Source organism: Alcaligenes sp. Me129 (genome assembly GCF_050487245.1).
GTDB classification, from domain to species: Bacteria; Pseudomonadota; Gammaproteobacteria; order Burkholderiales; family Burkholderiaceae_B; genus Alcaligenes; species Alcaligenes phenolicus.
Genome location: NZ_JBKQGX010000007.1, coordinates 112,703 through 138,999 on the forward strand (window position 1 = coordinate 112,703; position 26,297 = coordinate 138,999).

Annotated in this window: 26 protein-coding genes; 14 read left to right on the forward strand and 12 right to left on the reverse strand. The window is 57.0% G+C overall.

Annotated elements, in window-relative coordinates; genetic code table 11:
• Positions 1 to 83: 83 nt before the first annotated feature.
• From yidD to rpmH, 3 genes are all read right to left on the reverse strand, one after another.
• A complete protein-coding gene (yidD, locus tag ACLPGZ_RS09495; RefSeq protein ID WP_021447161.1) occupies positions 84 to 326 on the reverse strand; it encodes a membrane protein insertion efficiency factor YidD in 243 nt (80 codons plus the stop codon).
• Complete coding sequence (gene rnpA, locus ACLPGZ_RS09500) at positions 323 to 688, reverse strand: ribonuclease P protein component (protein ID WP_009461433.1); 366 nt, start codon at positions 686 to 688, stop codon at positions 323 to 325. Before rnpA ends, yidD begins: the two co-directional genes overlap by 4 nt.
• Before the next feature lie 69 nt (positions 689 to 757).
• Positions 758 to 892, reverse strand: a complete 135-nt coding sequence (rpmH, locus tag ACLPGZ_RS09505) for a 50S ribosomal protein L34 (RefSeq protein ID WP_003800771.1) — start codon at positions 890 to 892, stop codon at positions 758 to 760.
• A gap of 224 nt (positions 893 to 1,116) precedes the next feature.
• Here rpmH and dnaA point away from each other — a divergent pair, with 224 nt between their 5' ends.
• The 4 genes from dnaA (at position 1,117) to ACLPGZ_RS09525 (ending at position 7,298) form a co-directional block, all read left to right on the forward strand.
• Positions 1,117 to 2,514 carry a chromosomal replication initiator protein DnaA gene (dnaA, locus tag ACLPGZ_RS09510; protein WP_009461437.1) on the forward strand — a complete coding sequence of 466 codons (1,398 nt, stop codon included), beginning with the start codon at positions 1,117 to 1,119 and terminating at the stop codon, positions 2,512 to 2,514.
• A 2-nt stretch (positions 2,515 to 2,516) separates the two neighbouring features.
• Positions 2,517 to 3,626, forward strand: a complete 1,110-nt coding sequence (gene dnaN, locus ACLPGZ_RS09515; RefSeq protein ID WP_009461439.1) for a DNA polymerase III subunit beta — start codon at positions 2,517 to 2,519, stop codon at positions 3,624 to 3,626.
• 76 nt (positions 3,627 to 3,702) lie between these two features.
• Positions 3,703 to 6,156 carry a DNA topoisomerase (ATP-hydrolyzing) subunit B gene (gyrB, locus tag ACLPGZ_RS09520; RefSeq protein ID WP_083055118.1) on the forward strand — a complete coding sequence of 818 codons (2,454 nt, stop codon included), beginning with the start codon at positions 3,703 to 3,705 and terminating at the stop codon, positions 6,154 to 6,156.
• Between the two features lie 440 nt (positions 6,157 to 6,596).
• A complete protein-coding gene (locus ACLPGZ_RS09525) occupies positions 6,597 to 7,298 on the forward strand; it encodes a pseudouridine synthase (protein ID WP_009461443.1) in 702 nt (233 codons plus the stop codon).
• A 170-nt stretch (positions 7,299 to 7,468) separates the two neighbouring features.
• Here ACLPGZ_RS09525 and ACLPGZ_RS09530 read toward each other — a convergent pair whose 3' ends face one another.
• Positions 7,469 to 7,936, reverse strand: coding sequence for a GNAT family N-acetyltransferase (locus ACLPGZ_RS09530; protein WP_060186788.1), 468 nt, complete (start codon positions 7,934 to 7,936; stop codon positions 7,469 to 7,471).
• A 478-nt stretch (positions 7,937 to 8,414) separates the two neighbouring features.
• On the opposite strand from ACLPGZ_RS09530, the gene ACLPGZ_RS09535 reads away from it, so the two are divergent.
• The 6 genes from ACLPGZ_RS09535 (at position 8,415) to ACLPGZ_RS09560 (ending at position 13,093) form a co-directional block, all read left to right on the forward strand.
• Positions 8,415 to 8,897, forward strand: coding sequence for a TRAP transporter small permease (locus tag ACLPGZ_RS09535; protein WP_045930463.1), 483 nt, complete (start codon positions 8,415 to 8,417; stop codon positions 8,895 to 8,897).
• Positions 8,897 to 10,186: a TRAP transporter large permease gene (locus ACLPGZ_RS09540; RefSeq protein WP_115634669.1), complete on the forward strand. Its 1,290-nt coding sequence runs from the start codon at positions 8,897 to 8,899 to the stop codon at positions 10,184 to 10,186. The genes ACLPGZ_RS09535 and ACLPGZ_RS09540 overlap by 1 nt, the downstream gene beginning before the upstream one ends.
• Before the next feature lie 39 nt (positions 10,187 to 10,225).
• Entirely contained in the window at positions 10,226 to 11,260 is a 1,035-nt protein-coding gene (locus ACLPGZ_RS09545) for a TRAP transporter substrate-binding protein (protein ID WP_051316312.1), read from the forward strand.
• A 7-nt stretch (positions 11,261 to 11,267) separates the two neighbouring features.
• A complete protein-coding gene (locus ACLPGZ_RS09550; RefSeq protein WP_060186785.1) occupies positions 11,268 to 12,098 on the forward strand; it encodes an alpha/beta hydrolase in 831 nt (276 codons plus the stop codon).
• Between the two features lie 181 nt (positions 12,099 to 12,279).
• A complete protein-coding gene (locus tag ACLPGZ_RS09555; RefSeq protein ID WP_042485083.1) occupies positions 12,280 to 12,570 on the forward strand; it encodes a helix-turn-helix domain-containing transcriptional regulator in 291 nt (96 codons plus the stop codon).
• A gap of 67 nt (positions 12,571 to 12,637) precedes the next feature.
• Complete coding sequence (locus tag ACLPGZ_RS09560; protein WP_181900211.1) at positions 12,638 to 13,093, forward strand: GFA family protein; 456 nt, start codon at positions 12,638 to 12,640, stop codon at positions 13,091 to 13,093.
• A 144-nt stretch (positions 13,094 to 13,237) separates the two neighbouring features.
• Here the strand turns inward: ACLPGZ_RS09560 and ACLPGZ_RS09565 are convergent, their stop codons facing one another.
• The 3 genes from ACLPGZ_RS09565 to ACLPGZ_RS09575 all read right to left on the reverse strand — a co-directional run bounded on the left by ACLPGZ_RS09565 (position 13,238) and on the right by ACLPGZ_RS09575 (position 16,469).
• Positions 13,238 to 14,422, reverse strand: coding sequence for a porin (locus ACLPGZ_RS09565; protein WP_115634671.1), 1,185 nt, complete (start codon positions 14,420 to 14,422; stop codon positions 13,238 to 13,240).
• A 165-nt stretch (positions 14,423 to 14,587) separates the two neighbouring features.
• Positions 14,588 to 15,511 carry a dihydrodipicolinate synthase family protein gene (locus ACLPGZ_RS09570; protein ID WP_115634673.1) on the reverse strand — a complete coding sequence of 308 codons (924 nt, stop codon included), beginning with the start codon at positions 15,509 to 15,511 and terminating at the stop codon, positions 14,588 to 14,590.
• A gap of 43 nt (positions 15,512 to 15,554) precedes the next feature.
• Positions 15,555 to 16,469: a Rid family hydrolase gene (locus ACLPGZ_RS09575; protein ID WP_230940662.1), complete on the reverse strand. Its 915-nt coding sequence runs from the start codon at positions 16,467 to 16,469 to the stop codon at positions 15,555 to 15,557.
• 360 nt (positions 16,470 to 16,829) lie between these two features.
• Here ACLPGZ_RS09575 and ACLPGZ_RS09580 point away from each other — a divergent pair, with 360 nt between their 5' ends.
• Genes ACLPGZ_RS09580 through ACLPGZ_RS09595 form a run of 4 tightly spaced genes read left to right on the forward strand, consistent with a single transcriptional unit; the run spans position 16,830 to position 20,351 of the window.
• Positions 16,830 to 17,366 (forward strand): helix-turn-helix domain-containing protein, encoded by a 537-nt coding sequence (locus ACLPGZ_RS09580; RefSeq protein WP_026483973.1) that lies wholly within the window; start codon positions 16,830 to 16,832, stop codon positions 17,364 to 17,366.
• A 43-nt stretch (positions 17,367 to 17,409) separates the two neighbouring features.
• Positions 17,410 to 18,639 carry an NAD(P)/FAD-dependent oxidoreductase gene (locus ACLPGZ_RS09585; protein ID WP_376911619.1) on the forward strand — a complete coding sequence of 410 codons (1,230 nt, stop codon included), beginning with the start codon at positions 17,410 to 17,412 and terminating at the stop codon, positions 18,637 to 18,639.
• On the forward strand, positions 18,632 to 18,922 hold the full coding sequence (locus ACLPGZ_RS09590) for a (2Fe-2S)-binding protein (protein ID WP_080655528.1): 291 nt from the start codon (positions 18,632 to 18,634) through the stop codon (positions 18,920 to 18,922). The genes ACLPGZ_RS09585 and ACLPGZ_RS09590 overlap by 8 nt, the downstream gene beginning before the upstream one ends.
• Positions 18,915 to 20,351 carry an FAD-dependent oxidoreductase gene (locus ACLPGZ_RS09595; RefSeq protein ID WP_429641153.1) on the forward strand — a complete coding sequence of 479 codons (1,437 nt, stop codon included), beginning with the start codon at positions 18,915 to 18,917 and terminating at the stop codon, positions 20,349 to 20,351. The genes ACLPGZ_RS09590 and ACLPGZ_RS09595 overlap by 8 nt, the downstream gene beginning before the upstream one ends.
• Positions 20,352 to 20,435: 84 nt before the next feature.
• On the opposite strand, the gene ACLPGZ_RS09600 is transcribed toward ACLPGZ_RS09595, so the two are convergent.
• From ACLPGZ_RS09600 to ACLPGZ_RS09620, 5 genes are all read right to left on the reverse strand, one after another.
• Complete coding sequence (locus ACLPGZ_RS09600; RefSeq protein ID WP_429641154.1) at positions 20,436 to 21,110, reverse strand: GntR family transcriptional regulator; 675 nt, start codon at positions 21,108 to 21,110, stop codon at positions 20,436 to 20,438.
• Positions 21,111 to 21,180: 70 nt separating this feature from the next.
• Entirely contained in the window at positions 21,181 to 22,950 is a 1,770-nt protein-coding gene (locus tag ACLPGZ_RS09605; protein WP_035269430.1) for a TRAP transporter large permease, read from the reverse strand.
• A complete protein-coding gene (locus tag ACLPGZ_RS09610) occupies positions 22,947 to 23,540 on the reverse strand; it encodes a TRAP transporter small permease subunit (protein WP_060186779.1) in 594 nt (197 codons plus the stop codon). Before ACLPGZ_RS09610 ends, ACLPGZ_RS09605 begins: the two co-directional genes overlap by 4 nt.
• A gap of 169 nt (positions 23,541 to 23,709) precedes the next feature.
• The gene (locus ACLPGZ_RS09615; RefSeq protein ID WP_060186778.1) at positions 23,710 to 24,720 is read right to left on the reverse strand and encodes a PDR/VanB family oxidoreductase; all 1,011 of its coding nucleotides are present in this window, start codon (positions 24,718 to 24,720) and stop codon (positions 23,710 to 23,712) included.
• Between the two features lie 51 nt (positions 24,721 to 24,771).
• Positions 24,772 to 26,277: a Rieske 2Fe-2S domain-containing protein gene (locus tag ACLPGZ_RS09620; RefSeq protein WP_042485031.1), complete on the reverse strand. Its 1,506-nt coding sequence runs from the start codon at positions 26,275 to 26,277 to the stop codon at positions 24,772 to 24,774.
• Positions 26,278 to 26,297 lie beyond the last annotated feature (20 nt).

The following is a 26,297-nucleotide window of genomic DNA, read 5'->3' on the forward strand; positions in this document are numbered from 1 at the left end:
CTGAGCAAAAGCTTAGCAGTTTAACGTAGCTGGTCAGCAAACAGGGGGTTGCCTTGAAAAACAAGGCGCAGACCAGGACGATTTCAGAAAGTGTTGCGGTCTTCGGGCGTGCGAGCGGGCACAGGATCATGCCCTCCCTTGCACCAGGGATTGCAGCGGCAGATGCGTACACCACCGAGCCATAGCCCTTTGAGCGGGCCATGAATTTCAATGGCCTGCAAGGCATAGTTGGAGCAGCTGGGAGTAAAGCGGCAGTTTCTACCGATCCATGGACTCAGAAAAAACTGGTAAAAGCGGATCGGTGCCGAAGCCAGTTTGCGCATCATGGCCGTACCTTGGAGAACAAGGTGTCGGCCTCGGTGCGAACCAGTTGCTTCAGGGCAGTCAGCGACACCTGGGGTACCTTGCTGTGCAGCCTGAAGACATAGGCGGCATTGGGCAAGCCTTCACGTTTGTGGCGGAAGGTTTCACGCAAGATACGCTTGATGGTGTTGCGGGTGACGGCGCGGTTGGCAAAGCGCTTGGGGACGATCAGTCCCAGACGGGCGCCTTCGGTCTGGTGTGGATCTTCGCCACGAGAGCGAGTGACCACGAACAAAGCCCCGCGACCTACGCGTTGCCCTTTAAGAGACTGTGCGTATTCGGTGGGGCTATGTAAGCGAGCCGTAGCTGGAAAGGAGGCACGCATGATGCGTATCGTGGGAGTCGGGCTTTAGATAATAGATCCATCACCCTGGGCCCCGCATCCCGACATGGCTTATACAGCCAGACGTTTGCGACCTTTAGCGCGACGTGCGTTCAAAACAGCGCGGCCACCGCGAGTTTTCATGCGAACGCGAAAACCGTGGGTACGCTTGCGACGGGTAACAGAGGGTTGGTAGGTGCGTTTCATGGTGTATCCAAAAAAATGAGCCGCCAGAAATCGCAGAAAATCTCCACCCCGACAGCGCAAACGCTTGGGATCTGGCAACAGAAAATCGTGTTAAGCCCGTCATTTCAGCAAATTCTTTCTGTTGTGTCAATTATTTAGCCCGATATTACGCAACTAAATTTGTTAGCCTGTGGATAACTTGGCACAGCTCAGGGTAGAATCGAGGTTTACAGAAGTGATGACCGATGAATGAATTCTGGCAGTCCTGCGTTCAGAAATTGGAGCAGGAGCTTCCCCCCCAACAAATAAGTGCGTGGATACGTCCACTGGTTCCCCTGGACTTCGACAGCGAAGCCGGGGTGTTGCGCGTTTCTGCTCCTAATCGTTTCAAACTGGATTGGGTCCGCAAGAATTTCGCCACTCGCATAGAGGAACTGGCTTCGGATTTCTACGAATGTCCCGTAACGGTTCAGTTCGAGCTGCCCTCGGCCAGCGCGGCGCCTCGTCGCGCCCTGGCCGATCGTGCCGCTCCTGCGCCTGCAGGCAGCCCCGCCGGTGAAAACCTGGCTCCTCCTGTTGCCAACCCGGCCATGACGGCGGTGGTGGATGCGGTACAGGATCGTTCGCGCCTGAACGCCGAACTGACTTTCGACAACTTCGTGACGGGTAAAGCCAACCAGCTGGCACGCGCAGCGGCCTTGCAGGTGGCCGAGAACCCCGGTGTCTCCTATAACCCACTCTTTCTGTATGGCGGTGTGGGTTTGGGCAAGACCCACCTGATTCACGCGATCGGCAATGCGCTGGTCGCCAATGGCAATGGTGTGCGGGTACGTTACGTCCATGCCGACCAATACGTGTCGGACGTGGTCAAGGCATACCAGCGCAAGGCGTTTGACGAGTTCAAGCGCTACTACCATTCGCTGGACTTGCTGCTGATTGACGATATTCAGTTTTTCGCCGGCAAGAACCGTACGCAGGAAGAGTTTTTCTACGCCTTTGAAGCGATGGTGGCTCAGCGCAAGCAGATCATCATCACCTCGGATACCTATCCCAAAGAGCTGGCCAATATTGATAGCCGCCTGATCTCGCGCTTTGACTCCGGCCTGACCGTGGCCATCGAGCCGCCCGAGCTGGAAATGCGCGTGGCAATCTTGTTGCGCAAGGCTCAGGCCGAAGGCATTGCCATGCCCGAAGAAGTGGCCTTCTTCATTGCCAAGCATCTGCGCAGCAACGTGCGCGAGCTGGAAGGGGCGCTGCGCAAGGTTTCGGCCTACGCGCGTTTCCATGGCCGCGATGTCTTGACGGTGGAGGTGTGCAAGGATGCACTGAAGGATTTGCTGTCGGTCTCCAATGGGCAGATCACAGTGGAAAATATTCAGAAAACCGTGGCCGATTTTTATAAAATCAAGGTCGCGGATATGTACTCCAAGCGCCGCCCCGCCAATATCGCCATGCCGCGCCAGGTGGCCATGTATCTGGCCAAGGAACTGACCCAAAAGAGTTTGCCGGAAATTGGCGATCTTTTCGGTGGTAGGGACCACACTACGGTGCTGCACGCGGTGCGCAAAATCTCGGATGCACGCACCAAGCAAGCCGAACTGAATCACGCATTACACGTACTGGAACAAACTCTCAAAGGATGACCATGCAACTCGTTCAAGCTACTCGCGACGCATTGCTAAAGCCCTTATCCACAGTAGTTGGCATTGTGGAGCGCCGCCATACTTTGCCGATTCTGGCCAACATCCTGCTGCGTAAAAACGGCTCTGATGTCTCTTTCCTGGCAACCGACCTGGAAGTGCAGATCACCACCAATGCCGACTTTGGCGTGGGTGAGGACAATGCAGCCACCACGGTGGCGGCCCGCAAGCTGCTGGACATTCTGAAAGCCCTGCCCGACTTTGGCGATGTGCGCCTGGGCCTGGACAGCGGCAAGCTGACCATCCAGTCCGGCAAGAGCCGCTTTCAGTTGCAGACTCTGGAAGCCGCTGATTTTCCAGTGCTGAACCTGCCAGAGCAGTGGGACGTGTCCTTGAGCATGCCTCAGCGCACTTTGAAGCACCTGTTCAATACGGTGCACTTTGCCATGGCGCAGCAAGACATTCGCTACTACCTGAACGGTATGTTGCTGGTGTTTGAACCCGGCCTGGTACGTACGGTTACCACGGACGGTCACCGTCTGGCTCATAATGCCACCGCAATTGACGGCGTGCAGGAGCGTCACGACATCATCGTGCCGCGCAAGACGGTGCTGGAAATGCAGCGTTTGCTGGGCGATACCGACGATCTGGTCAACATTGATGTGTCCAGCCGTCAGATTCGTTTCCGCTTTGGCGATGTGGAGTTGGTCTCCAAACTGGTTGAAGGCAAATTCCCCGACTTTGCTCGTGTGATTCCTTCCAACTACACCCGCCACTTCGATGTCAGCCGTGAAGTGCTGCAAGGCAGTTTGCAACGTGCTGCCATTCTGACCACCGACAAACTGCGTGGCGTGCGACTGCAACTGTCGCAAAACCAGCTCAAGATCTCCGCTTCCAACGCTGAACAGGAAGAAGCCGTCGAAGAGCTGGATATTGATTATGAACACGAAAGTCTGGACGTTGGCTTTAACGTCAGCTACCTGCTCGATGTGTTGGCCAGCATCAAGGACGAAACGGTCCGCTGGTCTGTGCAGCCCGATGCCAACGCCTCTGTGTTGATGACGCTGCCCGAGCAAGAAGACTTCAAGTACGTGGTCATGCCGATGCGCATTTAATGCAGCATGTTTGACCGGTATGGCCCGCCGGGCCATACCCGCTTGAAGCAGACAGGCTATTACAAGGTTTTATGCTATGACCGATCAAACCACGACCACCCAGCCAGCCGATTACGGCGCTGATTCCATCAAAATGCTCAAAGGCCTGGAGGCCGTGCGCAAGCGTCCAGGCATGTACATCGGGGACACCTCCGATGGCACCGGCCTGCACCACATGGTTTTCGAGGTGGTGGATAACGCGATTGATGAGGCCTTGGCCGGTCATTGCGACGATATCGTCGTCACCATCCACTCCGACAACAGCATTTCGGTGTGCGATAACGGCCGCGGTATTCCAACCGATATCCACAAGGACGACGAACACCAGCGCAGCGCCGCTGAAATCGTCATGACCGAACTGCACGCCGGCGGTAAATTCGACCAGAACTCCTACAAGGTATCTGGCGGTTTGCACGGTGTGGGTGTGTCTTGTGTGAACGCCCTGTCCGAATGGCTGTTGCTGACCATCTGGCGCAATGGCAACGAACACCAGGTCGAGTTCCGCCGTGGCGAGCGCACTGCGCCCCTGGCGGTGACCGGTCCTGCAGAAGGCCGCACGGGTACCTGCGTGCGTTACCTGGCCGACGTGGAAATTTTCAGCAATATCGAATACCACCACGAGATCCTGGCCAAGCGCCTGCGCGAGCTGTCCTTCCTGAACAATGGCGTGAAGATTCGCCTGGTTGACGAGATTCAGGGCAAGGAAGAAGACTTTGCCTTCCTGGGCGGCGTCAAAGGCTTTGTGGACTTCATCAACCGCAACAAGACCCCGCTGCACCCTAACGTGTTCAGCGTCGCAACCGAGTCCAATGCCGGTGGTACGCCAGTATCGGTTGAAGTGGCCATGCAGTGGAACGACAGCTACGCCGAAACCGTGCTGTGTTTCACTAACAATATTCCCCAGCGCGACGGTGGTTCCCACCTGACCGGTCTGCGTGCGGCCATGACCCGCGTGCTGAACAAGTACATTGCCGACAACGAACTGGCCAAGAAAGCCAAGGTCGACACCTCCGGCGACGACATGCGCGAAGGCCTGGTCTGCGTGCTGTCGGTGAAGGTGCCCGAGCCCAAGTTCAGCAGCCAGACCAAAGACAAGCTGGTGTCCAGCGAAGTGCGTCCCGCCGTGGAAGAAGCCGTGGCCCGCACCCTGGAAACTTGGCTGTTGGAAAATCCGAACGACGCCAAGGCCTTGTGCGGCAAGATCGTGGAAGCAGCCCGTGCCCGTGAAGCGGCCCGTAAAGCCCGCGAAATGACCCGTCGCAAGAGCGTGCTGGAAGGCGCTGGCCTGCCCGGCAAGCTGGCCGACTGCCAGGAAAAAGATCCCGCCCTGTGCGAACTGTACATTGTGGAGGGTGACTCCGCAGGCGGCTCGGCCAAGCAAGGCCGGGACCGTAAATTCCAGGCCATTCTGCCGTTGCGCGGCAAGGTGCTGAACGTAGAAAAAGCCCGTTTCGATCGTCTGATTTCCAGCGAGCAGATCACCACCCTGATCACCGCCCTGGGTACCAGCATCGGCCCGGACTTTGATATTGACAAGCTGCGTTACCACCGCATCATCATCATGACTGACGCGGACGTGGACGGTGCTCACATTCGTACCCTGCTGCTGACACTGCTGTATCGTCAGATGCCCGAGTTGATTGAGCGTGGCTATGTGTACATCGCGCAGCCGCCCTTGTTCAAGGTTAAGGTTGGGCGTGAAGAGATGTACCTGAAGGACGAGGCCGAGGAAGCGGAGTTCATGTTGAAGCTGGCCCTGCGCGATGCAGTGTTGACGCCAGCTGAAGGTGCAGCTCCCATCACAGGCGAAGCCTTGTCCGACTACGCTCATCGCTACGTGAAGGCCAAGGCCGTGATTGAGCGCCTGTCGCGTCATATGGACGGTGATGCCCTGTCAGCATTGGCTGAAGGCGTGAAGTTGAACTTGGATACACAGGAAGCCGCCGAACAGACTGCTAAGGATTTGGAGAAGGCCCTGTTCGACGAAGCTGCCCCCACCGTCGTCAAAGTCTTTGCCGCCTTTGATGAAGGGAGCGAATCCTGGCGTGTGGTGGTGCAGCGTCTGCACCATGGCAACATCCGTGTCACGGTGTTTGACCGCAACTTCGTGCGTGGTGGCGATCACCAAACTCTGGCCCGCGCTGGCGAGACCTTTGCCGGTCTGATCGGTGATGGCGCCATGGTGGCTCGTGGTGAAGGCGAGAAGCGTCGTGAAACCGCCGTGGATGACTTCCGTGAAGTCATGCAATGGCTGTTGACCGAAGCCGAACGCGGGCTTAGCAAGCAGCGCTACAAAGGTCTGGGTGAGATGAACCCCAGCCAGCTGTGGGAAACGACCATGGACCCCACTGTACGTCGTTTGCTGCGTGTGCAGATTGCTGATGCTATCGATGCGGATCAGATCTTCACCACGCTGATGGGTGATCACGTTGAGCCACGTCGTGCCTTTATCGAGTCCCATGCCTTGCAGGCGGGGAACCTGGATATTTAAGGCTGTCGGTGCTCACCGTTCCTGAAAGCTGTTCGGCTTGATGAAAACCGATCTCAGGAATTCGTGAAAAACCTCGCAGTGATGCGAATGAATAAAATGGGCTCCGGCGTTCCTGCTGGGGCTCATTTTTTTGGTGATGACTGATGAGCTCTGAGTCTTGAAGATTCAGCGTCTTTGGGCAGGCTCAATTAATTTTTGTCAGTAGACACGGACTGATCAATTGCCTGGTGGGTTGGTGGCAATGGCGTCACGCGCCAGGAATGGAAAGGTGCGGAATCAAGCTGATGTGGTCTACTTGCAGTGATACACCCTGCTTCAGAACGAACTAAAAGAAGGGGCGTGGGGATCTGATGGTGGTACCTGGCGTCGGCCTTGCAAGGCCTCTTGATCGATCGTAAAGACGCTGTAAATTATTCAATAATTCTTTGTTTGGAAATGGAATGCGACTGGACAAGTTTCTTGGTGAGAGCACGGACCTGAGTCGCTCAGACGCGCGTAAAGTGCTTAAAAGCGGAGAAATCACCGTCAATGGCGAGGTAGTGACCAAAGGCACTCACGTTGTACAAGAGGGTGATGTAGTGTGCTGGGATGATGAGCCGCTTGCCCTGATTGGCCTGCGTTACATCATGCTCAATAAGCCCGCTGGTTACGAGTGCAGCCTTAAAAATAGTGCTTACCCGTCCGTGATGATGCTGATCGATGTAGAAAAGCGCGAGCGCTTGCACACCGTCGGTCGCTTGGATGTGGATACTACCGGCCTGATTTTGATTACGGATGACGGCCAGTGGACGCATCGTATTATCTCGCCCCGCCATCAATGCGATAAGGTCTACGTGGCGACCTTGGCAGAGCCTTTGCCTGATAATGCAGAAGAATTGTTCAAGGCCGGTATCTTGTTGAATGGCGAGGACAAACCAACGCTGCCAGCCGTGCTGGAACGCATTGATGAACGCACTGCGCGGCTGACCATCCAGGAAGGGAAATACCATCAGGTGAAGCGTATGTTTGCTTCCCTGGGGAATCTGGTTCAGACCTTGCATCGCGAGCGTATTGGCTCTCTGTCCCTGGACGACAGCCTGGAGCCAGGCGAGTCGCGCTACTTAACGCCTGCCGAGGTGCAGCAGTTTGTAGAAGAAGGCTGAACTCCTGGCCCTTGGGTCTGGCTTTGATAAGTCAAAGGTGTATCAAGCCCAAGGCTTTGATGTCCTGACTTTGGGAAACCAGTCAAAAAAAAGCGCTCAAACAGAATGTGGTTGAGCGCTTTTTTGTACCTGCTCAATCATCAAAGGGTCTGGTGGCGCGGTGTCCTGCCTTATTTAAGCGCCTTGCGCATGATGCTGGTGTTGTGTTCATAGCCTAGTTGCTCATATAGCGCGATAGCGCCCCGATTATTGCTCAAGACCCCCAGCTCGATGTAGTCCAGTCCACGCACTTGTGCCCACTCCTGGGCGGTCTGCATCAGCAGCTTGCCCAGTCCCATGCCTCGTGCCGATTCCGTCACGACAAGATCAATCACATAGGCAAAGTCATGCGGCGTGATGCAGTTGTACGGCGGGGTCTTTTGCTGCTGAACAATAATAAAACCCAGCGCCTGATCGTCCTTCTCGGCCACAAACAAGGCTGCCTGGTCCGACTCGATCATGGACTGGATAAAGCCCTCGTCCTGCCGTGCTTGCAGGTAGTAGTGCGGTTGCAAATGATGCATGTGGGCGAATAGCTCGGCGTACATATCTCCAATCGTGCCAATGTCAGCAAGTTGGGCGGGACGTAGGGTGGGCATGGTTCGGGCTCTTGGTCAGTAATAAAGCGGAAGCGAAAACAGAAGCGTCTTGATGGTAGGCCGGGCACGGGGAGGAGGCAAATCTTCTGTTCAGAATATCCCTTCAATAACAAGGGGTAATCCGCTTTCATGCAGGCCTGAAGCTTGGGTCCGGCTTCGTTCCCTGTACACCTTTTCCCCCTGAGAGCCGCTTCTGTACATTTATCCCTGTTTTTGTAAAGTATTTGTGCACGTACTTTACGACCGTCTTTTTCCTGCAAGCTCTTTTCCCGGGTTTCATAATGAGGCTCTGAAACCCTTGTGTATTCAGGTTTTTTATAAATATTTAATGGAAAACCCCAAGCTTATTTTTTTCAAAAAACTAGAGGTTTAAAGTAATATCACACTGTTTTTGGGCAAATTTTGTGTACATTTAATGCACGAAATTTACACGAGGCACTGAAATTTACACGCAATGCCTATAGAGGGGAGGAGATTGATGCAGACCCGTTTCTTGCGTCATGTTTGTAGTTGGATGTTCGGGCTGTCCGCACTGGCCATTCTGGCCTTGATGGCGGTGGCCTTTGCCGATGTCATGATGCGCAGCTTCGTGCGGCCGCTGTCTGGCGCTTTTGAATTAACCGAGGTGCTGGTCGGGGTGATGGTGTTTGCCGCCCTGCCCTTTGTCACCTTGAGTGGCAAGCACGTCAAAGTGTCCTTGCTGCGCTCTCTGGTGGGCAAGAACGTGCTGGTGCAAGGTCTGTTGCGTTGGTGCAGTCGCGTGGCGACAGGTGTGCTGATGGCCTTTCTGGCTTATCACCTGTGGGCCTTGGGTACACAGTTTGCGCAGACCAATTCGCGCGCGGTATTTGCAGACCTGCCATTGGCGCCTTTTGCTTACTTTGCAGCGGTGATGTGCGCCCTGTCCACGCTGGCCGCACTGTTCAGTGCCGACGGCGATGAGCTCGCTGAGGAAAAATAATGACTGTCGTTGTCACTGGCATGATCATCCTGATCGTGCTCATGGTCCTGGAAGTACCCATCGCGGTGGCGATGGCTTTAGTTGGTATTGGTGGCTTTGCTTACGTAGTTGATTGGGGCCCGGCCGCCTATATGGCTGCGGAAACCTCGTATCGCCTGGTTCATAACTACAACTTGTCCGTCATCCCGCTGTTCATCCTGATGGGCAATCTGGTGACACGGGCGGATGTCTCCAAAGACCTGTTCGATCTAGCTTATCGCTTTGTCGGTCATCGTCGTGGCGGTCTGGCCATTGCCACAGTGCTGTCGGGCGGCATGTTCTCGGCCGTATGCGGTTCCAGCTTTGCGACGACGGCCACCATGGCCCGGGTCGCGTACCCCTCCATGAAGCGCTACGGCTATGCCGACTCCCTGGCAGGTGGCGCTATTGCATCAGCCGGTACTCTGGGTGCCATGATCCCGCCCAGCGTGCCCCTGATTGTCTATGGCGTGCTGACCAGCACGGATATTGGCAAGCTGTTTATTGCAGCCGTGTTGCCCGGTATTTTGGGCATGGTGTTGTATATCGTTGCGGTGATGGTGGCCACTCGCATGACTCCCGGTCTGGCAACGGCAGGAGAGCGCAGTTCCTGGCTGGAGCGCATTCGCGGCCTGAAAAGTGTCGGCGCCGTTTTACTGTTGTTCCTGCTGGTCATCGGCGGGATTTACGGCAACTTGTTCACGCCGACTGAAGCGGCCGGTATTGGTGCGGTCGGTGCCCTGCTCATCATGATCTGGCGTCGCAAGTTCTCCTGGCAGAGCTTGATGGGTGCCTTGCGTGAAACCGCCATGACCAGTGCCGCCATCTTCGTGATTATGGTGGGGGCACAGATCTTCACCACCTTTGTGAACGTGGCCGGCTTTACCGCCCTGTTGTCCGATGCGGTCCAGCAATGGGACTTGCCGGGCTGGGGCATTTTGCTGGGCATTGTGGTGCTGTACCTGGTCTTGGGCTGCATGCTGGAAGGTATGTCCATGCTCTTGCTGACCTTGCCCATTGTTTACCCGCTAATCATCAACCAGGGTCTGGACCCGATCTGGTTCGGCATTCTGGTGGTCACCTTGATCGAAGTGGGTCTGATCACACCGCCCTTGGGGATGAACGTGTTTGTGCTCAATTCCGTGGTGCCGTCCATGTCGCTCAGCACTATTTACCGCGGCGTTATCTATTTTGTCTTTGCTGATCTGCTGCGCCTGGCGCTCTTGATTGGCATTCCCGGCATTGCTTTGTTTCTGCCCTCATTGATGTAAGCCATTTTTATTGAATCTGATTTTCTCGAAGGAATAAGCATGATTAAGCAAGTTAGCAAATGGGTGGGGGTAGCGGCAGTCGCCCTGGCTGCCAGCACCAGCGTTCAGGCACAGAACGTCACGCTGCGTTTTTCCAATTGGTTGCCACCCACCCATCCCATGGTGACCGAGATGTTGAACCCCTGGGCCAAGGATGTGGAACAGGCAACGGAAGGACGGGTGAAGATTCAGGTTTTGCCGCCTTTGGGCACCCCGGCTTCGCACTACGACCTGGTGCGCAATGGCGTGGCAGACATGACGATTGGTGTGCACTCCTACACCCCGGAGCGTTTCAAGCTGACGGAAATGGTGGAGTTGCCCATGACGGCCGAGAACGCTCAGGTGAACTCGCTGGCCTACTGGCGTACTTATCAGAAGTACTTCATGGGCAAGAACGAGCACGCCGGCACCAAATTGCTGGGCGCGTGGGTTCCTGGCTCGTACCAGTTGTGGACAGCCGCCAAGGTAGACAGCCTGGACAAGCTGGATGGCACCAAGATCCGTATTCCCGGTGTGCTGGTGGAGCGTATCGCCAAGCTGCTGGGCCTGGTGTCGATTTCCTCGACGCTGACCGAAGCCTATGACCAGATTTCGCGCGGCATTATTGATGGCATGTTCCAGAACTACACCACGGTGATCGACTTCAATCTGGCGCGCTTCATGCCGAACTTGTTCGTCTTGCCCGGTGGTTTCTCTGCCTCCAGTCAGTTCATGGTGGTTAACGAGCGCAGCTGGCAGCGTATCAGCGAGGCCGACCGTGCCGCGATTGATGCCTTGTCAGGTGAAGCACTGGTCAAGCGTTTCTCGGGTATCTGGCAAAAGAACAATATGGCGGCTTTTGATCGCTTGAGCGCTGAAGGCATCAAGGTGCACCGCATTGAAGGCGAGCAGCTGGAAGCCATGAAGACCAAGCTGGCGGTGATTGAGCAGCAATGGTTGAGCGAAGCCAAGGGTGTGGAGGCTCAGGAAGCGCTGAACTTCTACCGTGCCGAGCTGGATCGCGTAGCTGCCGAACTGGGCGTTCCCAAGGACTAAACCCGTCATGACACAGCATCTGGAAAGTGAATACAACGCCAGTTGGCATGTGCCCGATCACAAGGAGATTGTGGCCTCGTGGCCGGGGTTGGCCGAGCAGTTTCGGGCTGGTTCGCGTCATGAAGCCAATCAGCCTTACGGCCCGGAAACGCGTAATGTCATGGACATTCACTTTCCGGCTGTGGAGCGCCCGGATGCGGCGGTGCTGATGTTCATTCATGGTGGCTATTGGCAGTCCATGGACCAGCGTCGTTTCAGCCATCTGGCACAAGGCAGCGTGGATAACGGCCTGATTACGGTATTGCCCACCTATACCTTGTGCCCGCAGGCGAGCGTGGCGCAGATTATTGATGAGCTGCGCCTGGCTTGCGCGACGGTCTGGCGACGTTTCAAGCGTCCGATCGTGGTGGCAGGACACTCGGCAGGGGGCCACTTGGCAGCTTGCCTGCTGGCTACGGATTGGCCCGGTTTTGCACCGGACCTGCCCCACGACATGTTGCAGGCGGGCCTGGGTTTGTCCGGCTTGTATGACCTGGAACCGCTGACGCATATCGGCATCAATGATGCCTTGCAGCTCAATGCCGATACCGCCCGAGCCTCCAGCCCCTTGTTCTGGCCTGCCCCTGCCAATGGGCAGCCTTTCGAGGCCTGGGTAGGCGGTGACGAAACCTCGGAATTTCATCGTCAAAGCCAGGAACTGGCCAAGGCCTGGTCCAGGCAAGGAGTGGATGCGGTGTACCGCAGCCTGCCGGGAACAAATCACTACAACGTGATCGCGGCCTTGGCCGTTAAAGAATCCGTACTGTCAGCGCGTCTGGTTGCGCTGGCAAGGAATTGAGTTATCTCTGTCTTTCATTAGACACACCACTTTTACCGGGCCTTTGGCCCGGTTTTTTTGTGCCTGCTTGATTCTCTTTAACTTTGTTCATTGTTAATAATTCGTCTTTAAACGAAAATTAACGCAGAAAGACCGCATGGGGCGCTTATTTATTGGCAGGACTGGCAGGAGAGAAAAGACCATGAGAAGCAGATCACATGATGAGGCTATGGCCGATCTGTATCGCAGTGATCCGGCCTTGGCATTAGAGACTATCAATCAGATTTTGGAGGACGGGGATCAGGCCGAACTCCTGATCGTGTTGCGTCAATTGGCACAGGCTTTTGGTGGTGTGCAGGCAGTTGCCGAGCAGGCGCAGTTAAATCCGACGCAGCTTTACAGGACCTTGTCCCCCAAGGGGAATCCGGCCTTGAGCAGCCTGACGGCCATTTTGAAGGCAATGGGCCTGCGTCTTGCGGTGCAGCCTTTGTAGGCTTCTGGCGGATCATGATTTAGCATGACATTTCCCGCCCTGGACTTATTGTGATTCAAAGCCATTCATGATTGAAAACACCCCTGATACTCGCCCTGTGTACAAAGCGGCCTGCCATTGCGGAGCCGTTCGTTTCAATGTGAAGCTGACCGATGGTCTGCGTTCGGCGCGCCGTTGCAATTGCTCGTATTGCCGCATGCGTGGGGCGGTGGCGGTGTCGGCCAACCTGGCAGATATTCAGGTAGAGCAAGGGCAGGATGCCTTGACGCTTTATCAGTTCAATACCGGGCAGGCCCGGCATTACTTCTGTTCGCACTGCGGGATTTATACCTTCCATCAGCGCCGCTCCAACCCGGAGCAGTATGGTGTGAATGTGGCCTGTATTGAAGGCATGAGCCCCTTCGATTTTGAGGAAGTGCCGGTTAATGAAGGCCGCAGTCATCCCAAGGATCGTCCTGGTGGCGGCAGTGTAGTTGCCGGCTGGCTGCGCTATCAGGCAAATCCCCAGGCGCAGGACGACTGACGTTGCCTGCCCGGTGGTTAAAAAAACGCCCCTTACGGCTAGCGTAGAGGGGCGTATAAAAACAGATAGCGCGGAACAGAATCGCGTATCTACGGAAGAACAGTACAGCGAGTCAGGGTGTGGCCCCCGAAGGGGCGTCCCGCTTTAGAACTTGTGGTTAAAGGCCACGTACAGCTGTGTGGCGCGTGCGTCTGGCAGGAAGGTCAGGTTCTGTGCATAGCCGCCGTACACGTACACCATGGTGCGCTTGGACAGGTCGTACTGGTAACCTACCGAGTACACATGCTGACGTTTGGTCTGCGCATTGGGGCCGGTAATGCTCTCTGGCAAGTTGCGTGGATCTGCCATGTTCCAGCCCAGCGAGAAGCGGCCGCCTGCCAATGGTGTGGTCACACCAAAAGAGTAGGAGTTGATCCGCAGGCCTGGCACTGCTGCAAAGGAAGGCAGCGGGTTGGTGACGTTGCTCAGGCCAAAGACCTGGGTGGCGAACAGGCCGTCGCGAGTCTGGCCGATGCCGGCAAACACTTTGACCACATCAAAGTCGTAGCTGGCCGCCCCTGCCCAGGCGCTGACACGGGTAGAGTCGGCAGCAGGACGTGCACCGCTGGCAGACTGTTTATTGATGTGCAGTTGGTCGTACACCAGAGCGGCGCTCAAGGGACCGTTGTTGTAGCGCAGGCCGGTGGTCACTGCACGGATATTGTTGTCTTTGCTGTTGGTGCCATCCGGGCGCTCGCTATCCCAGTGCTGCTGTCCGTTGATGTTGAAGGAATAGCCAATACCGAACTGAAAGCCGTTCAACGTGGGCGATTGGTATTGGATCTGGTTGTCGTAACGCACCGTGTTGGCCACGCTGAAGGTCGATCCAAAGCCTACAATTCCACCACCGCCACCCAAGGGGTGAGCCATGCTGAAGTATTCGGTCGGCATATTGTTCTTCAGACCGAAATCCACCTGACCCCAGTCCTCGCCGGCCAGACCCAGTGTGGCCTGACGGCCAAACAGGCGACCACCCTGAATGGACTTGCCGGTAGGCACATCAAAGCCGCTTTCCAGCACAAATTTGGCTTGCAGCCCGTTGCCCAGATCTTCCGTGCCGCGGATACCCCAGCGGCTGCCAAAGTGCACACCGCTATTGGGGCCCAGACGTGAAGTCTTGAACTCGGTGGCATCAGTCCGGTCCCGGCTGTAGCTGCTATTACCCTTGTTCATGTCGTAGCCAATACCCGTGTCCAAAATCCCGTACAGGGTGATGGATGCGTGGGCTGCCGAGCTGGCCATCAGTAAAAACAGGGCCGTACCGACAGCAGTTTTATTTCTTGTTTTCAATTCCTCTTCTCCTTCGTGGTAGATAAAAAAGCGTGCAGCAATCCCCCTACCGCAAGTGATGCAGCAAGAAACAGGCGCAACAAAGCAGGCAGGGCAAAATGCCTGCGCCGTGTACCAGCGAAGGGGGTATGGGCGCGAGTACCGGCGGTACTCGCGACGGGGGTCTTAGATCAGTTCAAGATCGACCAAGGTTTGGCGTATGACGTCTATCTCGGTGTCCTCGACCTCCAGAATGGGGCGGCGTACATAGGGCTGCACGGGTACGCCGCGCATCTTGAATGCAACTTTCAGCACCGAGGGTGAAGAGCCGTAGCGGCCGATCAGCTCAGGGGTGTACCAGCGTTGCAGAATCTGTATGTCTTTCTGGCCGCAGGCGCGGGCAGCGTCTATATCGCCGCGCCAGATGTGGTTGTAAAAATCGGGCTGATAACGGCCCAACACGCCGCCTGCGCCAATCGTGCCGTCGCCATCCACACTTTGCAGCAGGGACAGGCCGTGCTCATCCATGCGAAAGCCGTACACACGGACCTTGTCTTTCAGGCGGAACAGCGTCTTGATGAACTGTTCAATGCTGGGGCTGGATTGCTTGATGCCGACGACACCATCGATATCGCTCAGTTGCTCCAGCAAATCCACCGACAAATCGATTCCGGTCCCGGCAGGCCAGTTGTAAATCACGATAGGCAGGGTGATTTCTTTGGCGATCTGCTGGTAAAAGGCCAGTATTTCCTTGTCATTGGGGCGTACATAGGGGGGCGGTGCAATCACGACCCCTTCATAGCCCAGTGCCTGGGCCTCTTGAGCAAGAGCGACCACTTCGGCGGGTGTGTAGCCGGTACAGCCTGCCAGTAAAGGCAATTTGCCGCGCATGGCGTCGGCACTGGCGCGGAAAAGCTCTACCCGTTCCTGGTTGGACAGGCTGGTCCATTCGCTGGTGGTGCCGCCTATAAACAGACCGTGCATGCCCTCGGCATGCAGCCATTCCAGCATGCTGTGCAGTGCCGGTACATCCAGCTGTCGTGCTTCATCAAAAGGGGTGATGATGGTCGGGATATAGCCCTTCCAGTTCACCCGGTGTTTCTTGCTCATGTGTGTCACTTGTATGGGTTGAAGAAAAGAGGAGGCCTCTGGCTCAGGGCAGACGTGCCGTGGCTTCGATCTCGACCAGCATGTCTGGCAGCGCCAGATTGGCCACTCCCAGCAAGGTGTTGGCAGCCGGTTCGGCCCCTTCGTAAAACTCGTTGATCAGTGCGCAGATCGGGCCCAGCTCTTCAGGTGTGTGGCCGACCAGGTAGGTGCGCAAACGCACGACATCGCGCGGGCTGGCACCGGCTTCTTTCAGGACGGTTTTCAGGTTCTGCAAAGCCTGGCGGGTTTGTGCGATGCGATCGCCTGCACCCACTAACTGCCCTTCACCATTCCAGGCGACTTGCCCGGCCAGATGCACGGTGCGGCTGTTGTCCTGTACGACAGCGTGGGAAAAACCGAAGTTGGTGCTGTTGTAGAGCGATGCCGGATTCACGCATTCACGGCCCTGGGGGGCGTTCAGTGGCTGACTGCGCTGGACCAGCTCAAAAATATTGCCCCAGGGGTCGGTGAAGTACTGGAATTGAGCACCGGCGGTCGGGCCAGAATCAAAGGCGATGCGGTCCAATACTGTGCAGCCGTGCTGTTCAAGTTGTGCCACTGCCTGATCCAGATCGGCCACCAGAAAACCCAGGTGATGTGCACCCACATGGTTGGACTTCAGGGCTCTTTGGGTGTCGCTGGCAGGTTGTGCGTAGGCAAACAGCTCGATATGAAAGCCATTGGGCAGCACCATAAAGGCCAGTTCCAGCTTGGCATCGGGTATGTCCAGGTGGGCGTGGGTCCAGTCTTTGCCTTGCGCAGAACGGGGCAGGTCAGCGCTGTTGATGGGCCCCAGACGGTAGAGTTGGCGGGCACCAAACAGGCGTTCATAAAAAGCAATGGCTGCATCCAGATCGGGTACGGTCCAGGCGGCGTGATCAATTTGTTCAATAGCCAATGGCAAAACAGGCGATGTCATGAAGTCTCCGTTTATGCCCGTACGGGGGCTGTATACAAGATTGTGCAATAAAACTGCACATAATTTACGGTTAAATAATACTTTAGGCCTGTAGTTTTTTGTTGAAAAACCAGACTACGTATTTTCCCTAGGTAAAATATCGTTTATAAACAATGGCTTGTGGTTTGTGTCTGTGACGCCTATATCGGTGTTGCGTGTAAAGTGCTTGTGCACACGTGTAAAGTCTGGAAGAATTCAGCACTGAAACTGCACGGTTTGTGCAGTTTTGGAACATGCATTTGCACACCATTAGGCTGCCTCTCTTACCCTATAATTCGTGAAGTTCGGCTACACATAACTACACGAACATAGGACTTCAGAATGATAGGCAAACGACTTCATGAGCTGCGCGTGGCCAAGGGTCTGTCCCTGCGGGAGTTGGGTCAGATGGTCAAGCTCTCGCCCACGCTGCTCAGTCAGGTAGAACGCGGTGTCACCACACCCAGTTTGACGACCCTGCGCAAGCTCAGCGGGATCTTTGGGGAATCCATGTCTTCCTTGTTCATGGATACCAGCAAGGGGCCGTCGGTATGGATCAGCCGCCCTGGTGAACGCATGTTGTTGCGTGGCCCGCGTGGGGGTGTCGTCTATGAACGGCTCACCCGTGGCAATGGCGAGATGGAAGTGTTCCGGGCTGTTTACGAAGTCGGTCAACAGTCCATGGACGATATGTCGCACCCGTCCCTGGAAAGTGTCTATGTGGTCCGGGGTGTCATTACTGCAGAGATTGATAAGGTAAGTTTTGACGTCAAAGCTGGCGAGAACATCAGCTTTGATGCACGCCAAAGCCACCGTTACCTGAACCGGGGAACGGAGGAAGCGGAAATCATCATGTCGATTACCCCGCCCGTCCCCTGATTGGTCTTGATCCGGGGCGAACGGTGTACCGCATCACTACACTATGAGCCCCAAGCCTGATTCTCTTTCCCCCCCTCCTGCCTGTGCCCCCGGCACCCTGCCCGCCCGGACGGATGTCCTGATCATTGGCGGCGGGCTGCTGGGCTGTGCCGCTGCCTACTATTTGAGCCTGGCGGGGGTGCCCGTGACCTTGATCGAACAAGGTGAGCTGGGCCTGCAGGCATCCAGCCAGAACGCGGGCAGCCTGCATTTCCAGATGGAATACCGCATGATCGAGGCGGGGCTGGAGGCCAGCAAACGCGCCTTGCAAGCCATGCCCTTGCATGTGGACGCCATTGCCCGCTGGCGGGCCCTGGAAGATCAGTTGGGTGTGTCGGTGGGCGTGCGTCAGAAAGGCGGCTTCATGCTGGCGGAAACGGCACAGCAAGCCCAGGTTCTGGAACAAAAAAGCCGTCTGGAAAACCAGGCCGGCCTGAAGGTCGAGCTACTGGACCGGGCCGCTTTACAAGCCAAAGCGCCCTATTTGTCGGACTCCGTGCTGATGGGGGCTTTTTGTGCTGATGAAGGCAAAGCCGACCCTCGCCGCGCCAGTCTGGCCCTGGCAGCCGCCGCGCGGGCTTTGGGTGCGCAGATCCTTAGCCAATGCCAGGTGGTGGACTTGAAGCGAGTGGGTTCTGACTGGCAAGCCAAGGTGCTCAGTGGGGAGCAATGTCGCAGCAAGCAGGTTCTGATTGCTGCCGGTGTCTGGTCCGGGCGCATTGCGCAAATGACCGGCTCGCAGTTACCCGTCAGCCCGATTGCCCTGACCATGACGGCCACCGCACGCACCGCGCCCTTTATGGATTACCTGTTCCAGCACGTGGGACGACGTCTGTCCTTGAAGCAAACGGCTGAAGGCACGGTGCTGATTGGCGGCGGCTGGCCTTCCACACTGCATCACCGTAATGGGATTGCAGATCTGGAACGCAAGCCCAGTCTGAACCTGGATTCTTTGCAACGCAGCGTACAGACCGCCTGCAGTGTCGTCCCCCAACTGGCCTCCTTGCCTGTCTTGCGCTCCTGGACCGGGGTGACCTCTTTGGTGTCGGATCAACTGCCGTTGCTGGGCCAAGTGCCGCACCGCCCCGGTTTGTTCATTGCCACTGGTGGAGCCGCCTTCACCCTGGGTTTGACCTACGCTCATTTGCTGGTAGCGCAGATGCTGGGCCAGCCGCCCAGCCTGGATATCTCTGCCTACGATCCTGATCGTTTTAGGAGTTTGACCTTTGCCTGACGCACAACGCTTGCTGCATAAACGCCAGCGCTTCGAGCCAGCTGTGGTGACAATCAATGGTCATGAGACAGCCTGTTATCTCGGTGAAACCGTGGCGACGGTTTTGCTGGCGGCCGGAGTCGGCGCTTTTCGTCGCACCGCCAGTGGTGCGCCACGTCGTCCGGTGTGCAATATGGGCGTGTGCTTTGACTGCATCGTGACCATTGACGGGGTGCAGGGGCAGCGCAGTTGCATGACTACGGTACGTAGCGGTATGCAGATCGAGGTAGCCGACGATGTCTGACATTCTGGATTTATTGATTGTGGGGGCAGGTCCGGCAGGACTGTCTGCGGCTCGAGTGGCTAGCTCGCAGGGTTTAAGCGTGGCCGTGCTGGACGAGCAGCCGCGCTTTGGCGGACAGGTATTCCGGCAGGCACCCGAGGAGTTTGCGGCAGCGGACCCGGACTCCATGCACACCTATCCTTTTTCACACAGCTTGTTTGCCTGGGCGCGGGCCACCACGGCTGTGCAGTGGCATTTCAGTACCCTGGTGTGGGGGATTTTTGACGACCCGCAGGATGAGCATATGCGTCAGATCGGCACTGCTGGCCCACAGGGCGCCTCCGTGCTGAAAGCCCGCCGGGTGTTGATTGCGACCGGGGCCTATGACTTGCCCGTGGCCTTTCCGGGTTGGACCTTGCCGGGCGTGCTGAGCGCCGGTGGGGTGCAAACCATGATCAAGAGCCAAAGCCTGATGCCGGGACAGCGTTTTCTGTTGGTGGGCGGCCATCCCCTGCTGCTTCTGGTTGCTGAGTTGTTGCTGGATGCCGGTGCACAGATTGCCGAAGTTGCCATCGCCCGCAGTTTGCCGTCCATGAAGGAAATGCTGCGCGCTACACGTGCTCTACCGGGACAGTCCCGGCTGGTTAAACAGCTGCTGGCGATCTTGTTGAAACTGCGTCGTCATGGTGTGCCTTTGCGCTTTGCAACGGGTATAGAGCGTGTCCATGGTGACGAGTCCGTTCAGGCTGCCACGCTATGTAAAGTGGATCAAAACTGGCACGCCATCGCGGGCACACAAAGACGTGTAGAGGCAGATACGGTGGTCGTGGGTTATGGCCTGCTCGCCAGTACGGAATTGGCGCGCCAGACAGGCTGTGCCGTGCGGTGGGACAGTGCCGCTGGCGGCTGGCTGGTGCAGCATGATGATAGGCTGCACAGTACTCAGTCAGGCGTACTGGTTGCTGGAGAGCAGACGGGTATTGCAGGAGCATTCAACGCCCATCTGCAAGGTGAGCTGGCGGCGTGGCAATGTGTGCTGGAATTGCAGCCGCCAGCGGCCGTGACAGAGATAGCAAAAACCATTGCCGACCTGCAACTGCGCCTGGGTCGTAATCGTCGTTTTACCGACACCGTTATCGCCTTGTTTGCCCCCAAGCTGGAGGCACTGGCCCAGGCAATCACCCCGGATACAGTGGTGTGCCGCTGCGAGGAAGTCACGGCACAGGAGGTGAATCAGTTTCTGGACGCTCATCCTTATGTGACGGATATCAATAGCATCAAATTGGCCTGTCGTACCGGAATGGGCATGTGCCAGGGGCGCTACTGCCAACACACCGTGGCGCAGATGCTGGCCAGTCGTTTGGGCCGGGGCATAGATCAAGTGGGAATTTACAAGGCTCAAGCGCCAGTGAAGCCTGTGCCGGTCGCGGCGTTGGCGCATATGGAGTAAGAGGGGCTTCTAACACAGGACGTACAGTGCAATGAAGAACGCCCTTTTTTACAGGGGCGCTCTGTCCTTGGTTTTGTATTGTTCTTACACTGGCTGTTCCAGTATTTCCTGCAGGCGAGTCAGCAGCTTGTCGCTGGCGTTGTGCATATGCCGTTCGCAGATGGCAAGGGCGCCTGCTTCGTTGCCCGACGCAATGGCCGCAGCCAGTTCTTCATGCTCGTCCCAGATGGACAGACGCTGTTCTGCTGATTGCAGTACAGCCCCCATGACACGTCGCAGGTGTACCCAATGAACTTGTGCGCTCTCGGCGATCATGGGGTTGCCCGACGCTTCGTAAATTGCTTTGTGAAAGGCTTCGTCGGCTTCGATCATGGCGCGCACATCGTGACCACGAGCAACCTTGCGGCCCAGACGGATCAGGTCCGGGTCCAGTACGGAGCTTTGGCGTGCCGCCAGCTTGGTAGCCAAAGCTTCCAATGCGCCACGAACTTGATACAGGTGCCCGATATGTTCCAGATCCAGCGGGGCCACCATGACGCCCCGCCCTTCGGCATCTTGTAGCAGCCCGTCTTTTTTCAGCAACTGGATGGCCTGCAACACCGGCGAGCGGGACACGTTGAGCTGCTCGGCAATGTCTTCCTGAGTGATGCGCGAGCCGGGGGCCAGAGAGCCGTCGCTGATGGCATCGAGCAGGATGCGATAGACCTCGTCAACATAGTGTGGACGGGCCTGCAACTTACCGGAAAGCTTGGCATGCATGAGGTCTGGAACTCCGCTACAAACAAAAAACAAGTTAAGGCCGCAGCCTGGCTGCGGCCCTGGGTTTACATCAGGGCGTGGTCCGCATGGATTGCAAGAGCGCCGCCATGGGGTCCTGGTCTGACGTCGCCTGTACCTCGAACGGGTTGCTTAGCGGGTCGTCTGCCTGTATTGCTCCTGGGCTGAGCATGGGGGCGGGACGGTTCAGCTGGAGCAGGATTTCTTCATCGCTCAGGCTGACTGTTTTGTGCAAGCCTCCCGTTACCAGTTGCGGATAGGCAATCACAATACCCACCACCAGCAATTGTAGTACGACGAAGTAGGCTGAGCCCTTCCAGATCTGCTGGGTACGAACCCTTGGAATAGTTTGCTGGCTAACGGAATCTACATAGTCGGATCGGGGTGCCACGCTGCGCAAATACAACAAGGCAAAACCGAACGGGGGTGTCAGAAAGGAGGTTTGCAGGACCAGAGCAATCACGATACCGAACCAGATCAGATCAATGCCCAGGCTGTTGGCGACGGGTGCCAGTAAGGGCACCACAATGAATGCAATTTCAAAAAAGTCCAGAAACATGCCCAGCACAAAGATGATGGCGCTGACGGCAATGACAAAACCCAGCTCGCCACCGGGAATGGCATCAAACAGGTGCTCTACCCACAGGTGGCCGTCTGCGGCACTGAATGTGAAGCTGAAGACGGTGGAGCCGATCAGGATGAACATCACGAAAATAGCCAGCTTGGCGGTATTTTCCAGAGCTTGATTGAGCAAGGACCAGTTCAGGCGTTTGCGTATCAAGGCCAGTATCAGCGCGCCAATTGCACCCATGGCACCGCCTTCTGTTGGTGTAGCAATTCCCAGGAATATGGTGCCAAGGACCAGAAAGATCAGGATGACTGGCGGGATCAGGGCGAAGACAAAGCGTTCGGCCAGTTGCGAGAGCAGACCCCAGCCTGTAACCCGGTTCACAGTGGCAAATAGCAGCGCACTCATGGAGGCGACAACCAGGGCGGTGATGGCCACTTGATCCGTGGGAGCCTGAGCAGGCTGGGAAAAGACCTGGGCCATGACTTCGTTGTGCAGGCCTGCCCAGGTAAACCCGATGAAGGCGCACAGCAGGACCAACATGCCCAGCGACCGTCGTCCGCTTGCACCAGTGGCTGTCACCTGACTTCTGGCCTGTTCTGGCAGTGCTGGCATCCAGGAAGGACGGATCAAGGCCAGAACAATGACGAATGTAATGTAGATCACCAGCAGCAAGAGACCTGGGCCCAGTGCCGCTGCGTACATGTCTCCGACTGAGCGGCCCAATTGATCGGCCATCACAATCAGGACCAGAGACGGCGGCAACGCCTGTACCAGAGCACCTGAGGCGGTGATGACGCCCGTAGCAATTTCCGGTTTGTAGCCGTAGCGCAGCATGACGGGCAAGGAGATCAGGCCCATGGAGATCACCACCGCCGATGTGACGCCGGTGGAGGCGGCCAGAAGGGCCCCTACCAGGACAACCGAAACGGCCAGGCCACCACGGACAGCACCAAAGAGCTGGCCCATGGTTTCAAGCAGGTCTTCTGCCATGCCCGACCGTTCCAGGATGATGCCCATTAGCGTGAAAAAGGGGATGGCCAGCATGGTTTCGTTTTGCATGATGCCAAAGATGCGTAGCGGCAAAACCTGGAACAGATTGGTCGGAAACAGGTCCAGTGCAATGCCTAGTACGCCAAATACCAGGCCGGTAGCGGCCAGTCCGAAGGCCACAGGAAAGCCGGTCAGCAAGAGCACAATCAGGCTCAGGAACATGATGGGGACGAAGTAGTCCGTGATAAAGGTGGCAATCATCGTGCGCCCTCCTGTGCGGTCGATAGCGCTTCGGCTGGCACATGAATAGGCGTGTCCTGGGCATTATCTTCAGCAATGCAGTCCGGCCCTTTGCCTGTCAGGAACAGGATACGTTTGACCAGCTCGGCCAAGCCCTGAAGCAACAGCAGGCTAAAGCCGGCAGGAATCAGCAGGTAGGCGGGCCAGCGCACCAGCCCGCCGGCGTTGCCGGACATTTCACCCGAATGCCAGGCGGCGGTGAAGAATCCCCAGCTCAGGTTGATGACAAAAATACAGAACGGGATCAGGACGACAACAATCCCGGCGATGTCCACCAGGTTGCGTCCCCGCGCTCCCAGGCGGGTGGAAACGAAGTCGATACGAACATGGCTGTTATGCAGAAATGCGTAGCCTCCTCCCAAGAGAAAGACAGCCGCATACAGGTACCACTGAGCTTCCAGCATGCCGTTGGAGCTCAGGTCAAAGGCCTTGCGAGTGATGGCGTTGCTGGCGCTCAGAATGGTGGTGGCCAGCAATAGCCATTTGATGATGAATCCGATACAGCGGTTCAGGTGGTCTATTCCCCCCACCATGGTTTTCAATGCAGTCATTGTTGTCTCCGCGAATATTGTTGTGTTCGTCGTTGTGCTGCCGGGGAGTGTTTGATGGCGGCCGTATGCAAGCCGCTCTGTAGCAGGTGCTGTGGTGACTCCTTGGGCCATGAGCGTGCCCGAAGTAAATGGGGTGCGCCCTGGCGGGAGCCAGGACCAGGAGATGGCCTTACAGGTCCAGAACCAGTACGCCCGAGCGTGCGCGTGACACGCAGGCGGTCAGGCAATGGCTTTGCTCGTCGGGACTGAGGATGTAGTCCTGGTGATCCACATCGCCTTGCAGATAGTTGATGCGGCATGTGCCGCACAGGCCCGATACGCAGGAGGTGGCAATCGGCACACCGGCTTGCGTCAAGGCATCGCTCAGGGATTGATCGGGAGCAACCTCAATGCACTGGCCGGTACTGGCAATCTGCGCCACGAAGGCACCGGGAGGCAGGGTATTGGCATTAGGGGCAGGTTCAGGCGCCTTGAAGTGTTCGCAATGCACGGAACCGGCAGGCCAATGCGAGCTGGCCTGCGCACAGGCTTGCATGAAGCCGGTTGGGCCGCAGTAATATACGTGAGTCCCTTCAACTGCATTGGCCAGCAGATCCTGCAGATTCAGACCTTGTGCGGGGTTGCCGTTGTCCAGATGCAGATGCAGGCGGCCTTGTTCTTGCCATGTGAGCAGTTCGGAGCCAAAGGCGGCCGTGTCGTGGCTGCGAGTGCAATAGTGCAATTCAAAGGGCTGACCCTGAGACTCCAGAAAGTGGGCCATCGCCTTGATGGGCGTGATACCTATACCCCCGGCTAACAGAATGGAACGGCGTGCATTCGGGTCCAGTCGAAAATGATTTCGGGGCGTGCTGACGGTGACTTGCTGCTGGACCTGCAAGACGTCGTGCAAGGTGCGTGAACCGCCTCGTCCATTGGCATCACGCAGGACAGCAATGACGTAGCGATGACGCTCATGAGGAGGGTTGCACAGCGAGTATTGGCGGATCAGGCCGGGTTGAATATGTACGTCTATATGGGCACCGGCTTCGAAGGCAGGCAATTCGCCACCCTGAGGACAGCTGAGTTCATAAGAATTGATGCCTTGCGCTTCGTAGCGGATTTGCCGGATCCGCAGTGACAGCAGCCCGTCCGGGTTGGTAGCCGCCTGGACGGGAGTGGCGGGTTCTGCAATGGCGTTCATGGCGCTCTCCGTATGGGGCACCCGCCCCTTTGGAGCGGGTGCGGCAGGCGATCAGGATTCAGCAGCGACAGCGCTGAGCGATTGTTGAAGTTCCTGCATGCTCTGTTTGACGAAAGCCTCGCGCTCCGAGCCTTTCAGATTGTCGGCCGAGGTCAGGATGCGCACGATTTCGCGCGTGGCATGTCGGCGGCGTGCGACTTCCTGGGCCAAATCCTCGGACTCGGGAATCGCCAGGACATTGCCCGAGCAATAGCTGTTGGGGGCACCCCCACAGTCTTTCAGCCATTGGGCAAAGCCTTCGGGGGTCGCGGCAGGGTTGGAGCCACGCAAGGCATCGCGCAACATCTTGCGGAACATGTACAGCCCGGCGTCGAACTTGGTCGGGTTCTCCAGAGCATGGACCGCAATCGGGCGCTGGCTGATGATGGCCTCGTAATCGCCCGGTGCCTGCTGGCATTCCTTGTAGTTGTGACGGGCACGGTGGTCGGACGGGATGGGTGGCAGATCTTCCAGCTTGTATTGTCCAAAGCGCTCGGGACGGCGCATCGCAACCTGCCCTTCCAGAAAGTCGATGGTCTCGTAGCCCACCATCTCCTTGTTACCCACTCCGCGTGTATCAATGCCAGGGCCCATGACGCGCCAGCCAATCATCTTGCTGTTCTGGTCGTCCACGGGAACGGTCCAGCGCACGATGTGAAAGCGGCTGAAAAACTTTTGCTGGGCACCGTCTTCGGACGTGTAGGCATGCAGGCTCAGATTGGGCAGGACCTGGTGCTGAACACGGATAAACAGATTGTCCTTGCTGGCACGACGGGCACCCGCGCAGGCCAGGCTGCGGCCATTGTGTACCGGGATGAACTGCATGTCGGGGGCTACTTCCATGGAGGCCGCGCCCACCTCATCAAACGTGGTGCCCTGGTAGTTGCCGCCTACCACGTTCTTGGCAGCGTGCAGTGCGGTGGGGTGGAAGTTGTCAGCGGCGTTGTCCTGTACTTGCAGCCAGTTGCAGTGCTGGAAGTTGCTGAACGCCACCAGTTCATCACCGGGCATGACGGTGAAGTTTTCCTCCCATTCGGGGAAAGGAGGTTCGGCATCAGGTGGGCCCATATAGGCAAAAATCAGGCCATGGCGCTCGAAGGCCTTGTAAGCACCCTGGCGGATGGAGCAGGCGTATTTTTCGCCCTCGGCTTCTTCGCCTTTCGGATAAGGGACATGCAGACAGGTTCCGTCTACGTCGAACACCATGCCGTGGTAGCAGCACATAATGCCCTTTTCCTGGATGGCACCGTACTCCAGAGAAGCGCCACGGTGGGCGCAATGGGCGTGCAGCAGGCCGATCTGGCCGCTTTTGTCGCGAAATGCGACCAGCTCTTCCCCCATGATTTTCAGGAAACGCGGGGTGTCGGTCAGTTCCGCTGCCATGCAGACGGGATGCCAGAAGCGGCGCATGTACTCGCCCATGGGCGTGCCAGGGCCAACTTCGGTCAACTCAGGGTCGTGATCAGGAATGCGGTTGGTGTAATAGCCGCCGTAGGGAATCAGTTTCTTTTCGGTCATGTCGTCCTCGTGTACAGATC